9 protein-coding genes and 1 pseudogene are annotated in these 13,774 nt (G+C 71.0%); 5 read left to right on the top strand and 5 right to left on the bottom strand.

Translation table 11 applies throughout. The annotated features are described in order from the left end of the window. Positions 1 to 214: 214 nt before the first annotated feature. From A4R44_RS13330 to A4R44_RS52325, 3 genes are all read right to left on the bottom strand, one after another. Positions 215 to 1,066 carry a DUF72 domain-containing protein gene (locus tag A4R44_RS13330; RefSeq protein ID WP_067579701.1) on the bottom strand — a complete coding sequence of 284 codons (852 nt, stop codon included), beginning with the start codon at positions 1,064 to 1,066 and terminating at the stop codon, positions 215 to 217. Positions 1,067 to 2,292: 1,226 nt separating this feature from the next. Continuing rightward, positions 2,293 to 3,054 carry a DUF4253 domain-containing protein gene (locus A4R44_RS13320; RefSeq protein ID WP_037807874.1) on the bottom strand — a complete coding sequence of 254 codons (762 nt, stop codon included), beginning with the start codon at positions 3,052 to 3,054 and terminating at the stop codon, positions 2,293 to 2,295. An 82-nt stretch (positions 3,055 to 3,136) separates the two neighbouring features. Then, complete coding sequence (locus A4R44_RS52325) at positions 3,137 to 3,445, bottom strand: DedA family protein (RefSeq protein ID WP_067579697.1); 309 nt, start codon at positions 3,443 to 3,445, stop codon at positions 3,137 to 3,139. Positions 3,446 to 4,663: 1,218 nt separating this feature from the next. Between A4R44_RS52325 and A4R44_RS50245 the strand changes: the two genes are divergently transcribed. Together A4R44_RS50245 and A4R44_RS52320 are read left to right on the top strand one after the other, a co-directional pair. Beyond that, positions 4,664 to 4,861, top strand: a complete 198-nt coding sequence (locus A4R44_RS50245; protein ID WP_067579695.1) for a hypothetical protein — start codon at positions 4,664 to 4,666, stop codon at positions 4,859 to 4,861. A gap of 95 nt (positions 4,862 to 4,956) precedes the next feature. Then, positions 4,957 to 5,427, top strand: a pseudogene (locus tag A4R44_RS52320) (response regulator transcription factor). Position 5,428: 1 nt separating this feature from the next. Here A4R44_RS52320 and A4R44_RS13305 read toward each other — a convergent pair. Continuing rightward, complete coding sequence (locus tag A4R44_RS13305) at positions 5,429 to 7,075, bottom strand: DNA repair helicase XPB (protein ID WP_067579693.1); 1,647 nt, start codon at positions 7,073 to 7,075, stop codon at positions 5,429 to 5,431. A gap of 78 nt (positions 7,076 to 7,153) precedes the next feature. Here A4R44_RS13305 and A4R44_RS13300 point away from each other — a divergent pair, with 78 nt between their 5' ends. Then, positions 7,154 to 7,771, top strand: coding sequence for a hypothetical protein (locus tag A4R44_RS13300; protein ID WP_067579691.1), 618 nt, complete (start codon positions 7,154 to 7,156; stop codon positions 7,769 to 7,771). 42 nt (positions 7,772 to 7,813) lie between these two features. Here A4R44_RS13300 and A4R44_RS13295 read toward each other — a convergent pair whose 3' ends face one another. Next, a complete protein-coding gene (locus A4R44_RS13295; protein WP_093572650.1) occupies positions 7,814 to 8,833 on the bottom strand; it encodes an ABC transporter substrate-binding protein in 1,020 nt (339 codons plus the stop codon). A 136-nt stretch (positions 8,834 to 8,969) separates the two neighbouring features. Here A4R44_RS13295 and A4R44_RS52315 point away from each other — a divergent pair, with 136 nt between their 5' ends. Beyond that, a complete protein-coding gene (locus A4R44_RS52315) occupies positions 8,970 to 13,325 on the top strand; it encodes a nitrate- and nitrite sensing domain-containing protein (RefSeq protein ID WP_095213339.1) in 4,356 nt (1,451 codons plus the stop codon). After that, the gene (locus A4R44_RS13285) at positions 13,322 to 13,774 is read left to right on the top strand and encodes a roadblock/LC7 domain-containing protein (RefSeq protein WP_037809909.1); all 453 of its coding nucleotides are present in this window, start codon (positions 13,322 to 13,324) and stop codon (positions 13,772 to 13,774) included. The genes A4R44_RS52315 and A4R44_RS13285 overlap by 4 nt, the downstream gene beginning before the upstream one ends.

Below are 13,774 nucleotides of genomic sequence, written 5' to 3'. Positions count from 1 at the left end.
GCTGTGCGTGCTCTGGCTGGAGCATCGTGGTGCGGATGGGTGCGAGCGTCACCGGCTGGCGCAGGACCATCCGGCCGTTTGGCGGGCGGAGTGCTTCCTGCTGGTCGCCCGGAGGGCAGCCGGGCGCGGTGGTCCGCGTGCCGACCCCCAGCGGCAGCACGTAGACCACCGGCGGCCCGTACCACCACCCAACCGAAGTGCGCTCACTGTCCGCTCACTGTGCCGGGCCGGTTTCGGCGGGAAGGCCGAGCAGCCGGGTGAGCGTGACGGCGTTGTGCGGGGCCGCGACTTTGCTGTCGTTGTCGAAGTAGACGTGCACGTCGCGGCGGCCGCCGTCGTGCCATTCGGTGATCTTCGCGGCCAAGGCGCGCAGGGCTGAATCGGAGTAATCGCTGGTGTAGAGCTCCTCCGAACCGTGCAACCGGACGTAACTGAAGTCAGTGGTCTGGTCCTCCCGGTACGGCCACGGCGCGGCGGCGTCGGAGGTCACCAGAGCCACCCGGTGTTTCTTGAGCAGGTCCAGCGCTTCGGTCGTGGTGAAGCTCGGATGGCGCACTTCGAGCGCGTGCCGCACTGGCCGGTCGGGTCCCGGGTTCAGGAACGGCGGGGACTTGAGTTTGTCGTCGTGCTTCTTCCCGAGCGTGGCTGCCTCGCCGGTGGTGCGGGGGAGCTGGCCCAGGAACGTCGAGACCCGATCAGGGTCGAAGGCCAGCCGCGGCGGGAGTTGCCAGAGGAACGGGCCCAGTTTGTCAGCGAGCGCGAGGACACCGGACGCGTAGAAGTTGGCGAGCGCGGTTTCGACGTCGCGCAGCTGTTTGAGGTGCGTGATGAACCGGCCGCCCTTGACCGCGAACAGGAATCCGGCCGGGGTTTCGGCGTGCCAGCCGAGGTATCGCTCCGGGCGTTGCAGCGAGTAGAAGGACCCGTTGATCTCGACAGCGTTCATCCGGCGGGAGAGATACTCGAGTTCGCGCCGTTGCGGCAGGCCAGAGGGATAGAACGCGCCGCGCCACGGCGGGTATCGCCAGCCGGACGTGCCCACTCGGATCTGGCCGATCTCGCTCACCGCCTTTCGCCGCCGAGGATTCCCGCCGGGACGGTTGCGGTAAACGCGTCCGCGCGGCTGTTTTTGGGACAGCCGGGCTAAATGTTGGGACATTTGTCCTGGACGAAGGGACGTCGGTCTCATGGCGCGGACTCCGTTGCCTGCTCGTCGGGCCGGGGCGCGGAGGGGGCGAGGGGAATGGGAAAAGCGGGGACACGGACTGGGGTGAGGCGGCGAACGGCGGCACCGAGGTTGGCCGTGAGACCGACGCGGATGGCGGCACCAATGCCGACGACGGCACCGGTGGCACCGACGGCACCGGTGGCACCGACGGCACCGGTGGCACCGACGGCACCGGTGGCACCGACGGCACCGGTGGCACCGGTGGCACCGGAGACCCGGCTGCGCCGGGGTAGCCCGGGAGCACCGATGCGGGCTGCGGTGCCGGAGCGGCCGGGGGTGGTGGAGTGGCTGGTGACACCAACGCCGACGGCGCCGAGGAAGGGCAGCGGTGCCGGGATGTGCGCGGCTGATGTAGGCGGCACCAACGCCGACGGTCGCACAGAGGGCCGGTGGCACCAACACCGACAGCCGCACAGAGGGGACGGTGGCACCAGAGCGGGCGGTGTGCTGACGCGGGCACTGGCACCAATGGCGAGGGCGGTGCCGAGGCGGGCGCTGACGCCGATGCTGACGCGGACGCGGACAGCCGACGCCGAGCCGACGCCGATGCTGGCGCTGGCGCTGGCGCGGACGCCGACGCCGACGCCGACGCTGGCGCGGGCGCTGGCACAGACGCTGACGCTGACGCCGAGGCCGACGCCGACGCCGACGCTGGCGCGGGCGCTGGCACAGACGCTGACGNGGCGCGGGCGCTGGCACAGACGCTGACGCTGACGCCGAGGCCGACGCTGGCGCTGGCGCTGGTACCGACGCCGACTCCGACGCCGACGTTGGCACTGACACGGACGCTGACACTGGCACTGGCACCGAGGCGGGCACTGGCACCGCGGAGGTGGTGGCACGGACGCAGGTGGTGGTGCCCGAGCCGCGCGAGGTGTCCGGAATCCGGCGAGAGGCAGTCAGCTCGTCCGGTGGGCCAGCCTTGCCGCCTTCCTGCCCCATCGGACGTGCTGAACTCGCCCGCTGCCCGCGCATCCCCGCACCGGTCAGGCCCGCCGGCCCGTTCGCCGCGGGCCAGCCTCGTGCGTCGGGACTATCCGGCCGCCGACGCATCCCTCACTTCCTCAAGCCCACGAGAACCTCCACCGGCGTGACTGCACCAGGGACGTCGCGTACTCCCGCAAGTTCCCCGGCTGCGTGAGGTACGTGGGGAGGCTGAAGGCCCGGTGCTCGGCCGCGACCGTCAACGCCCTGGCGTGGGTGCGGGGTGGGGCGGAAACCGACAGTTCCAGCGAGTCGAAGCCCAGCGTCACCAGGGTCGCGCCGAAGCGGTCTTCCCAGCTGCGCAGGACTGCCGAGAGTTCCGCGACCTGGTCTGTCGACTTGATCATTCCTGTCCAGCCGATGAGGGCAGGGACGTCGGCCGGACGGTCGGCTTGGACCAAACCCAGTCGGTGCGGGGTGCGGGCGGCGAGGATCGAGCCGGTGTTGCCTGCTTCGGCCAGTGGGTCCGAGCGGCGGTGCGAGCGTTTCGCCAACCCGGGGAAGCGGGTGCCGAACGGGCGCAGGCAGGCTCCGTCGCAGCAAGAGCCGTCCCACCAGCGGGCCAGGACCTCGGCGGGGTCGGCGTTGGCGACGCGGTGGCCTGCCGGAGCGAGGCGGCCGCGGTCGTCCAGCCAGTCTTCGCCGCGGGCGGTGAAGCGCTGGTCGGGCGGGATCAGCACTGGCCACAGTCCTGACCGCTCGAACTCCGCGACACAGCTCAGGTACCGCTGCGGCCGCGTGAGCGGTTCCTCCGACACCCAGATCCGCCCGTGCCAGCGCCCTGGCGGCAAGGTCTGGACCGGCGGTGCCCCGACGCCGGGGCGGAACGGTGCGATCGTCATGAGCTTCCCCTCGAACTGGTGTTCGGTGCCTGCATATCGAACAGTAGTTCGAACCACCGACAATTTCCAGGGCGCCGCTCGCTCATCCGTTCGAGTGAACCTCGGGAAATCCCAGGTCAAGTGGCAAAAAGAGGCAGCGGCGGGGGACGCGGCGCACCCGGGCCGCGACGAACAGGCCGATGGTGATCGCCATCGCGGCGAGTGCGAGGTACTGGAACGCCGACGCGTACCGGTCCACCAGCGACCAGCTCTCGCCGAGCAGGTAACTGGCCATGACGAACGCGGTGTTCCGCAGCAAGCTGCCCGCCGTCGTCAGCAGGAGGAACCGGCCGAACGGCATCCGTTCGACGCCTGCGGGCAGCGAGATCAGGCTCCGGGAGACCGGCACCATCCAGCCGAGAAGCGCCGCCGTACCGGGTGAACCACGCCTCGGTGCGGTCGAAGTCGACGGCGTCCATCGGCGGCAGACGGCTGAGCAGTGCGCGGCATCGGTCGCGGCCGAGCAGGGTGCCTAGCCAGTAGACGATCACGGTGCTGGGGAGTGAGCCGAGGGTCGTCCAGAAGCAGGTGCCAGCCAGGCTGAAGGTGCCGCGGCTCGCGGAGAAACCGGCTAGCGGGAGGACGGGTTCGCTCGGGATCGGCGGGAACAGCGACGACGATCGCGGTGCCGATGCCGCCTAGCGAGTCCATCAGTCCGACGGCCCGCGCGGCCGGTCTGGGGAGAGGTTCGACGGGCGGCGAGCAAGAGGTTCGCGAGGGGTCCTTTCGCGACGAAGGCAACGTCGTCGAAGCTAGGAAGCAACACATTGCGGTCGGCCAGCCGGAGAAATGCGGGAAGCCGCAGCGGGGTTGGCGTGGAGGAGACCGCAGCGCGTCGCGCCCGGCCGGATCGGCGGTGTCGCGTCACGGGGGTGAAAGCCGAGGTGTGCTCGCTCGGTGAAATGCGGGAGACCGCAGCGCGTCGTGCCCGGTGGGCTGGTCGAGGTGGCGAATGTGGCCGGATAAGCGGGAGCCGGAAGCTGAGGACCGGCGGAATGCGGAAAGCCGCAGGGAGTCGTGCCCGGTGGGCTGGTCGAGGTGAACAGACCGCGAGTGCTGTGCCGAACAGCGGGCGTCGGCCTAGGCGCGCTGACGGCGCTCATCGAAGTGCCGTACCTGCTACTCGCCGCACCTCTCCTCGCCATCCAAGCGGCAACGGGTATTCCGCAGCGCGCGAAGGCTCGCCGAAGTGGAATGCGCCCGGCTGCAGCGATTCTTCGACGCCTGCAACGGCGACGATTGCGACGGCCGCGCCCTGCAATACCTCGTCCCGCGCTGCCTGGCCGGGCTTTTCGTGCCGGGAGTGTGGGTGTGCATCGGCGCGGGTGTTGCGGCGGGGTGCTTTGCTTCGTCCAACTAGTCACCGGGGCGGGCTCCCGGTGCTTGTTCTCGGCGCGATCGCGGTATTCCTTTGTGGACGGGGCCTGATCGGCGTAGCCGCGCTCGATCGTCGGATCGAGCGGGATTTGCATGACGGGGTGCGGCAAAGGCTTCTCGCGCCGGGAGCGTTGCTTGGCCGAGCTGGTCCGCGCACGAAGAATCGCAGGAAGCGTTGCGCGAGTTGCGAGGGGTGAGCTGGCGCGTTTACCCGAAAAGCGGTCTTGAGGCCGCGCTGGAGTCTCTATCCGAGCGCGCCGCGATCCCGGTCGACCTCCGTTGCGCAATCGACGAGCCCTCGCCGGAGTTGGCTACGGCGGTCTACTTCGTGGCGTCCGAGTCGGTCACCAATGCGGCCAAGCATGCCAACGCCAACAAAGTCACGACTTGACGTACGTCGGGGCGAGCAGCGGCGATGGGCGGCGAATTCTCCGTACAGAGCCTCGAAAACGGACCGACCACAGTGCGGGTGACGTTGCCGGGCGAGTGATCCTGGCCGAGGACGAGACATTGCTCAGGGAAGGTCTCGTACGGCTGCCGGCGGAGGAAGACCACGACGTGGTCGCCGCGGTCGGCGATGGAAAGAAGCGACCGCAGAACGCCAGCCCGACGTGGTCGTCACCGACGTTCGGATGCCGCCGACCCGCACCAGCGGAGGGTTGCGCGTCAAGCTGGCCGGACACCGGGGTGCTCGTGCTGTCCCAGTACGTCGGGAAACGCTACGCGGCCAAGCTGATCGGCGGTGACGGCGGCTCGGGTCGGCGACTTTCTCGACGCGCTGGACCGGCCGAACTCGCGCGAGCGCGACGTGCTGAAGAAAAGGGCGCACGAACGCGAGCATCGCCACGCTGCTATTCGTCTCGCAGAGCGCCATAGAGAAGCACGCGATCTTCGACAAGGCAAGCGAAGGGCTGCAGCCGCCGCGTGCTGGCCGTTCTCCGTTGCGTCGGTTCGTGATTCACAGCGGCCGACGCAGGTCCTCCGCGTCGACAATGTGGTACGCGTAGCCCTGTTCGGCCAGGAAACGCTGCCGGTGCGCGGCATACTCCGTATCCACTGTGTCCCGCGAGACGATCGAGTAGAAGTGCGCCTGCCGTCCGTCGCCCTTCGGACGCAGCAGCCGGCCGAGGCGTTGTGCTTCCTCCTGCCGCGAACCGAACGTGCCCGAAACCTGGATCGCCACCGACGCTTCCGGCAGGTCGATCGAGAAGTTCGCGACCTTCGACACCACGAGCGTGCGCAGTTCGCCGCGACGGAACTTGTCGAACAGCTCCTCCCGCTCCTTGTTCTTCGTCGCACCCTGGATGACCGGGGCCTCCAGTTCCGCGCCCAGCATTTCCAGCTGGTCGAGGTACGCGCCGATCACCAGGGTCGGCTCGCCGGCATGCTTGTCCACAATGGACCGGATCACCGGGGTCTTCGTCATCGCCGTCGCCGCGAGCTTGTACCGCTCGTCGGAGTCCGCGGTGGCGTACTGGAGGCGTTCGGACTCGGTCAGCGTCACCCGCACTTCGGTGCATTCCGCGGGCGCGATCCAGCCCTGCGCCTCGATGTCGCGCCACGGCACGTCGTACCGCTTCGGGCCGATCAGCGAGAAGACGTCGCCCTCTCGGCCGTCCTCGCGCACCAGCGTGGCGGTCAGGCCGAGCCGTCGCCGCGACTGCAGGTCCGCGGTCATCCGGAACACCGGCGCGGGCAGCAGGTGCACCTCGTCGTAGACGACCAGGCCCCAGTCGCGCGAATCGAACAGCTCCAGGTGCCGGTACTCGCCCTTGGTCTTGCGCGTGACCACCTGGTACGTCGCGATGGTGACCGGCCGGATCTCCTTCTTCTCCCCGGAGTACTCGCCGATCTCGTCCTCGGTGAGCGACGTGCGCGCGACCAGTTCGCGCTTCCACTGCCGCCCGGCGACGGTGTTGGTGACCAGGATCAGCGTGGTCGCCTTGGCGCGCGCCATCGCGGCCGCGCCGACCAGCGTCTTGCCCGCGCCGCACGGCAGCACGACGACGCCGGAACCGCCCGCCCAGAACGCTTCCGCCGCCTTCCGCTGGTAGTCGCGCAGGCGCCAGTCGTCCTCGGCGAGATCGATCGGATGCGCCTCGCCGTCCACGTACCCGGCGAGGTCCTCGGCGGGCCAGCCGACCTTCAGCAGCGCCTGTTTGAGCCGCCCGCGCTCGGACGGGTGCACGATCACCGTGTCCTCGTCGATCCGCGAGCCCAGCATCGGGCTGATCTTCTTGTTGCGCGAGACCTCTTCCAGCACCGCGCGGTCGGTCGTGGCCATGACCAGGCCGTGCGCCGGGTGGTTGGCGATCTGCAGCCGCCCGAACCGGCCCATCACGTCGACTACGTCGATCAGCAGCGGCTGCGGCACCGGGAACCGCGAATACGTGGTGAGCGCGTCCACCACCTGTTCCGCGTCGTGCCCGGCGGCGCGCGCGTTCCACAACGCGAGCGGCGTGATCCGGTAGGTGTGCACGTGTTCGGGCGCTCGTTCCAGTTCGGCGAACGGCGCGATCGCGATCCGCGCGTCGTCGGCACGCGGATTGTCGACCTCGAGCAGCACGGTTTTGTCGGACTGGACGATCAGGGGGCCATCAGTCACCTCTCCTTTATACGTTCCCTCCCGGCCCGCGGCCCGGGGATGCCAAGATGGCGGGACGAAGCCTCGGGAGGGGACCCAGTGACCACACCACCGTTCGGCGTGCCGGCGGCCGCGAACCCGTACCAGCCGCTCCCGCGGCAGCCGGTCCAGGGCGGTCCGAAGCGGGTGTCGGGCAAGCAGAAGGGGTTCTTCGCCGCTCTCGTCGTCGTGGCGCTCGGGCTCGGCACGCTCGGCGCGTTCGGGTTCGCCGCGGTCGTGCGCTCGGCGGGACCGCCGGTCGCGGGCAGTTGCCTCTACCTCACGTCGCTGGGCTCGAAGACGCAGACCTACACCGGAGCGGACTGCTCCGACCAGGCCGCCACCTACCGCGTCGACACCGTCGCCAAGGGCCGGTCATCCTGCCGCGGCGAGGACTATGTGCCGTTCGAGCTGTACTTGTCGGCGCGCAGCACCACCAGGCCGACCCAGACGCTGTGCCTCGCGTTGAACGTCGCGTCCGGCGAGTGCGTGCGCGACGTTTCGGACGAGTCGAAGGTCGGCAAGGTCGCCTGCGACGACCCCAAGGCGGAGGCGCGGGCGGTCGTGCACGACGGGGAGCGGTCGGCGGCTAGCTGCGGGGAGAAGGATTTGTCGCTGGTTTACGTGGGGCCGCCGGTGCGGACGGTTTGCTTGCAGCCGACGGGGGCGAGCATTTAGGGGCTCGTGAGTGGCAATCGCGGTTCTCACCGTGATTGCCACTCACCAGGCATTCGGAAGCATCGCCGCCACGTCCAGCCGGTTGGCCAGCTGCCCAGAACTGTGCATCAGATCGGCCACGCGCTGCAGCCGGGTCGCCGACAACGTGGTCGGGTAACTGCCGAGCGAGATCAGCGCGGCCGTGGTCTGGTCGATATCCGAGAAGGACGGCAGCGCGTCGCGCACCTTCGCCGAGTCGGACGCGGCTAGCTGGGCCTGGGTGAGGACGCCCCGGAACGCCGCCAGCGTGCGCGGGTTGGCGGCGGCGAACTGGCCGGTCGCGGCATAGCCCGAGGCCGGGAAGTCGAGGGTCGCGCCGGTCGATCCGTCGGCGAGGACCTGCGCGCCCAGTTCTTTCTCCGCGCGGGTGATGTACGGCTCGACCATCAGCGCCGCGTCCGCGTCGCCGGACTGCAGCGCGGCGGGCATCTGGCCGAACGGCCGGGGCACGAACTCGATCTTCGATTTGTCGACGCCCGCCGTGCCGAGGACCGCCCGAGCGGTGAGCGCGCCGATGTCGTCGGGCGAGTCCACGGCGATCTTCGGCGACTTCTTCGCGGTCGGTTCGGAGTAGTCGGAACCGGGCAATGTGACGAGCGCGATAGTCGTGCGGCCGAAGGTGTACGCCTCGCCCTGCAATTGCAGTGCGGTGCCGGACCCGGCGGCGCGAAACAGCGACACGTCGCTACCGAACGTCACATCGACCTGTCCGGACTTCAGTTTTTCCACGCCGTCGCTGTCGCCGAGTTCCACCAGCTGGACGTTCAGCCCGGCTTGGCGGAACTTTCCCGCGGCGACGGCGATCCGCAGTGGGGCGGTCTCGATCGGGCTCGCGACGCCGACCCGCAGCGTCGCGCGTTCCGGCGGTTGAGCTTGTCCGGCGTCACTGGATCCGAACACGGAACAACCGCTGAGTGCGAACAACGTCGCCACCAGCGCAAACCTCAGACCGGTCGCTTTCACTCGCCATCCCCTGCCGGGAGAATCTCTGCCTCGTGCTGGATCGTATGGGCCGCTGCCCATACGATCGCCCGCAGGGCTGTGCCCCCGCCAGGGTGGCTTCCCGATCTTTTCGCCGGGAACTACCAAGCGGTAGTTTCCGGCCGGAGTCCGATGACGTCCGTGGGCAGAGGTTCCCGCGGTGGAAAAGGAAGCACAGGTGACCCGTCGCGACGACCGTCCCCGTTCGGGTGACGCGACGGATCCGGCTGCCTCGCGTCCGGTCGGCGGCCGGTGGCGGCTGCGGAACTGGCGGCTGCGCACCAAGCTCTTCGCCGTCCTGCTGATCCCGGCGCTCGCGGTGGTCGTGCTGGTCGGGCTCCGGGTCAACAGCGACCTGCGCGACGCCCGCCAGCTCGCCGAGTTCGCCGCCCGCTGCCGGGTCGACACGACGGTCGCCGAGGTCGTGCACCAGTTGCAGCGGGAGCGCGACGTCACGGTGCGGTTCGTCGCGGGCGACCGCAAGGGGGCCACTGACGTGCTCGTCGGCCAGCGCACCCGGGTCGACTTGGCGATCGGCGCGTTCGAACGGTCGCTCGCCGACAGCAAGGCGCGGCTGGACGAGTCCGCGGCGGGCGATCTGCAGCAGAGCGACGACCGGCTGCGGGTGCTGGGCGGCCTCCGGTATTCGGCCGAGCACTCCGCGTATCCGGCTGACGCGGTGCTTCGCTCCTACAGCGAGCTGATCTCCGGCCTGCTCGACATCAGCGACACCGCCGCGGCCGACGTCACCGAACCCGACCTGGCCCGGCTGCGGCTGGCCGGGAACGCGCTCGCGCGGATCAAGGACCAGATGTCGGTCAAGCGCGCGATCATGTCCGCGGCGATCGCGCAGGGCACGCTCAACCGGGACCGGACGCGCGCGTTGCTCGGCGCGGAGGCCGAACTGGCCGCCGCGCGCAGCGACTACCGCACCTTCGCGACTCCGGACGAGCAGCGGATGTACTCGGACACGGTGATCGGCATCGTCGTCGACATCGGCAACGACATGGTCGAGTCGGCGCTCACGCGTACGGAGAACAACCAGCCGCTCTCCGGCCTGGACGCGGACCAGTGGGACACCGCGTCGACCTACACGGTCAATCTCGCCCACCAGGTGCAGCAGGCGCTGCTCGTCCAGCTTCAGGAGAAAACGGACGCGCGAGCCGCCAGCGCCCGCGCGTCGACGATCTGGGACGGCGGAATCGTCATCGGTGTCCTGTTGGTCGCCGGTGTCCTGTCGGTGGTGATCGCGCGCTCGCTGCTGCGGCCGTTGCGGATCCTGCGCCGCACCGCGCTGGAGGTCGCCGACCATCGGCTGCCCGAGGCGGTGCAGCGGCTGCTCACCGAGCCAGATCCGGCTCCGGAGAACCTGCGGCACCGAGCGGCGGTCGCGCCGGTGCCGATCTTCACCCGCGAGGAGGTCGGGCAGGTCGCGCGGGCATTCGACGCGGTGCACGGCGAGGCGGTCCGGCTGGCCGCCGAGCAGGCGATGCTGCGCGAGAACGTGAACGCGATGTTCGTCAACCTGTCGCAGCGCAGCCAGGACCTGGTGGAGCGGCAGCTGTCCGTGCTCGACCGGATGGAGGCGGGCGAACAGGATCCGGAGACCCTCGGCGGGCTGTTCGAACTCGACCACCTCGCCACCCGGATGCGGCGCAACAACGAGAACCTGATGGTCCTCTCCGGCGCCGAGCCCGGCCGTCGTTCCGGCCAGCCGGTCGCCACGCACGACGTGCTGCGCGCCGCGGTGTCGGAAATCGAGCAGTACCAGCGGGTTTCGGTGCAGCACCCGCCCGCGGTGAAGATCGTCGGGTTCGCCGCGAGCGACGTCCAGCGGCTCATCGCGGAGCTGCTGGACAACGCGACCGCGTTCTCCGCGCCGGAAACGCAGGTGACGGTCGCGACGCGGCTCGCCGAGGACGGTTCGCTCAACGTCGACATCCTCGACAAGGGCATCGGCATGAACGAGTACGAGGTGGTGGAGGCCAACGGCCGGCTCACCGACTCGGGCTCGGTCGACCTCGCGACCTCGCGCCGGATGGGCCTGTTCGTGGTCGGCCGCCTCGCCGGCCGCCACCGCATCGGCGTTTCGCTGCACGGCGGCAAGGACATCGTCGGCGTGCGGGCCACCGTGGTGGTGCCGCCGGAGCTGGTGATGACCGGACTGGCCGCCGTGCCGGGCGACCGGGCCGAACCCGGGCAGCTGCCCGGGCCCCAGGCGAGCCTCGCCGCCCCGCCCGCCGCTCCCGGCGGACTGCCGCGGCGCCAGCGTCCGGCCGCCAACGGTTCGGCCGTGCCGGGTCTCGTTCCGCAGCAGGGCAGCAACTCCGAGGAAACGCAGCGGTGGCCCTCGGCGGGCGACCTCGCCGGTTTCTCCGGGGACAAGATCGCGCGTCCGCCGTCCGACCTCGAGGTGTCCGGGACCGCGCTGTTCAGCCCGATCCCGCGCGACGACGACCCGCCCGCCTCGCCGCCGCCCGCGCCGAAGCTGCCGCAGACCGTCGATGTCCCGCCGCCGCGTCCGGAGCCCGAGCCGGAGCCTGCCGCGGACACCCGCGACGAGCGCGACGGCGAACTGCCCTCGGGCAAGGACCTGTTCTCCGCGGCCAACGCGACGACGCTGAGCGACTGGTGGAACCAGGCCGCGCAGCAGGTGCCGGAGGTCCCGCCGCCGTCCGCGGCCGAGACGACGATCGAGAACACGCCGATCTTCGACGAGATGCTGTCGGCCTGGTTCCGTTCGCCCGCGCAGCCGCCGCCCGCGGCCGCCTCCCCGGCGGTTCCGCCCGCGTCCGGCACAGCCGCCGCGGAGCCGGCGGCGGACTCCGAGCAGCAGCAGCGCAACTGGGATTTCGCGAGCGACGAAAACTGGCGGACGGTGCAGGCGCTGTCCCAGGTGGAGCCGACCGCGTTCACCAAGTCGGGCCTGCCCCGGCGCCGTCGCGGCGAACAGCTCATGCCGGGCAGCGCCGCGCCGGAACCGGCGGCTCCCGCGGCCGAAACGCCGAGCAGCGATCTGCCGGTCCGCGACCCCGCGGACGTGCGGGGACGGCTGAACAGCTTCCAGCGCGGCGTCACGCGCGGACGTCAGGAAGTCCGCGGGACCACGCCGGAAACCCCGGACACCACAGCCGATTCCCCGGCCGCGGAAGCCTCGGGCGCCGCGGCGACGGCGGTGCCGTCGCCGGAGCGGGCTCGCGCCCACGACGCGGCGACCCGGCGGCGGCAGACGGTCGCGGGTGCGTTCGGCGTTCCCGCGGAGCAGAACCGCCCCGGCGGGATGCCGCAGCGCACCCCGGGGTCGAGCACTCCGCCCGGTGCTGGCGCGCCGGACGCGCCCGCCGGGTTCGGCGGACGGCCCGCGGACGCGGATTCGACGGACGAGACGGCTCCCGTCCCGGCGGTGCCCCCGGCGTTCGACCCGGACGGCGGCTGGCCGCGCCAGGAGCCCGCCGCGCGCACGGAACTGCCCGCGCCGCAACCGAACCGGACTGTCCGGCCGGACAAGCCCGACAGCCTGCCGACCCGCCGCAAGGGTGCGAGCAGCCTTCCGCCCGCTCCGCCGACCGCCGACCCGAACCAGGTCCCGGCTGCCGTGGCCGGGCTCGAGGCCGCGGTCTCCGGCACCGGGCAGACTCCCGCGTCGCAGGCGGCACAGGCTTCGGCCAACGGCCAGACCGCGGCGCCGGAGAAGACCGGCAGCCCGGCTCCGGCGAACGGTCCGGCTTCCGCGCCGGCCGAGTCCCAGGGCACGGAGCAGACCTCCTTGTGGGGCAAGCCCGCCGAGAACCCGGGCCAGGCTGCGCCGTTGACGACGTGGCGTGCCGCGCAGGCTCCGGCCGCCGCGCCGGGTCAGCCCGCGGAGAACACAGAGCAGTCCGGCACGACGGCGGACCCGGCCTCGGCTCCGGCTCCGACGGCTTCGGCGGCTTCGGCGCAGGGGCTGGCCGGGGGACTGGGCCAGACCCGGGTGCCCGGGCAGAACGTGCCGGGCCAGTCCGTGACGCCGGGCCAGTCCGCGGCACCGGGCCAGTCCGCGGCACCGGGCCAGTCCGGGTTGCCGGGCCAGTCCGGAACGCCGGGTCAGTCCGCGGCACCGGGCCAGTCCGGGTTGCCGGGTCAGCCGCTGGTGCCGGGACAGGCTCCGTCGTGGCAGTCCTCCGCCGGGCAGGACGGCCCGCAGGCCCCGCCGGTGCCCGCCGGCTCCGACGGTTCGGCGAGCCCCGCCCCAGATCCTGCCGAAGCTACCGCTGAGTGGAACTTCGGTTCCGACGAAGGGTGGCGGACGGTCCAGTCGGTGTCCCAGTCGGCACCCGCTTCCTTCACTTCGGCAGGATTGCCCCGGCGCCGCCGGGGAGAACAGCTTCTTCCCGGCAGCGCACCGCCGCCCGCCGGGCCGGCGAGCCCCCGTCCGTCCCGCGATGCGCACGACGTGCGCGGTCGCCTGAGCAGTTTCCAGCAGGGGATCCAGCGCGGCAGGCACCGCACCGCGCAGGCCGCTGAGAAGAACCACGAAACATTGGAGGGTGAATGACCTCGCCGAATGCGGCCCAGCCGCAGCAGAACCAGTTCGGCTGGCTGGTGAACGACTTCGCCGACCGCGTCCCGGGCGTCGCGCACGCGGTCGTCGTGTCGGCCGACGGTCTCCTGCTGACGGCCTCCAACCGGCTGCCGCTCGACCGCGCCGACCAGCTCGCCGCCGTGGCGTCCGGGCTCGTCAGCCTCACCCAGGGCGCCGCCCGTTGTTTCGAGGCGGGCTCGGTGCGCGAGACCGTGGTCGAGATGGAACTCGGCATCATGGTGCTGATGTCCATCAGCGACGGCTCCTGCCTGGCGATCCTCGCCGCGCCCAACTGCGACATCGGGCAGGTCGCCTACGAGATGACGATGCTCGTCGACCGCGTCGGCCAGATCCTGACCCCCGAGCTGCGCGCGCAGCTCCAGGGTGCCGGGGGCTCGCTGATCGGCGAACCGGTGGGATGA

It is taken from the genome of Amycolatopsis sp. M39 (assembly GCF_001651785.1).
GTDB lineage: Bacteria > Actinomycetota > Actinomycetes > Mycobacteriales > Pseudonocardiaceae > Amycolatopsis > Amycolatopsis rubida.
This window is presented reverse-complemented; position numbering and strand designations above follow the sequence as displayed.

What these genes read in the sequence shown, in the direction of transcription:
- A4R44_RS13320 (WP_037807874.1), bottom strand. Translation starts at nt 3,054, where the DNA reads ATGACGATCGCACCGTTCCGCCCCGGCGTCGGGGCACCGCCGGTCCAG.
- A4R44_RS52325 (WP_067579697.1), bottom strand. Translation starts at nt 3,445, where the DNA reads ATGGTGCCGGTCTCCCGGAGCCTGATCTCGCTGCCCGCAGGCGTCGAA.
- A4R44_RS13295 (WP_093572650.1), bottom strand. Translation starts at nt 8,833, where the DNA reads ATGGGCAGCGGCCCATACGATCCAGCACGAGGCAGAGATTCTCCCGGC.
- A4R44_RS13285 (WP_037809909.1), top strand. Translation starts at nt 13,322, where the DNA reads ATGACCTCGCCGAATGCGGCCCAGCCGCAGCAGAACCAGTTCGGCTGG.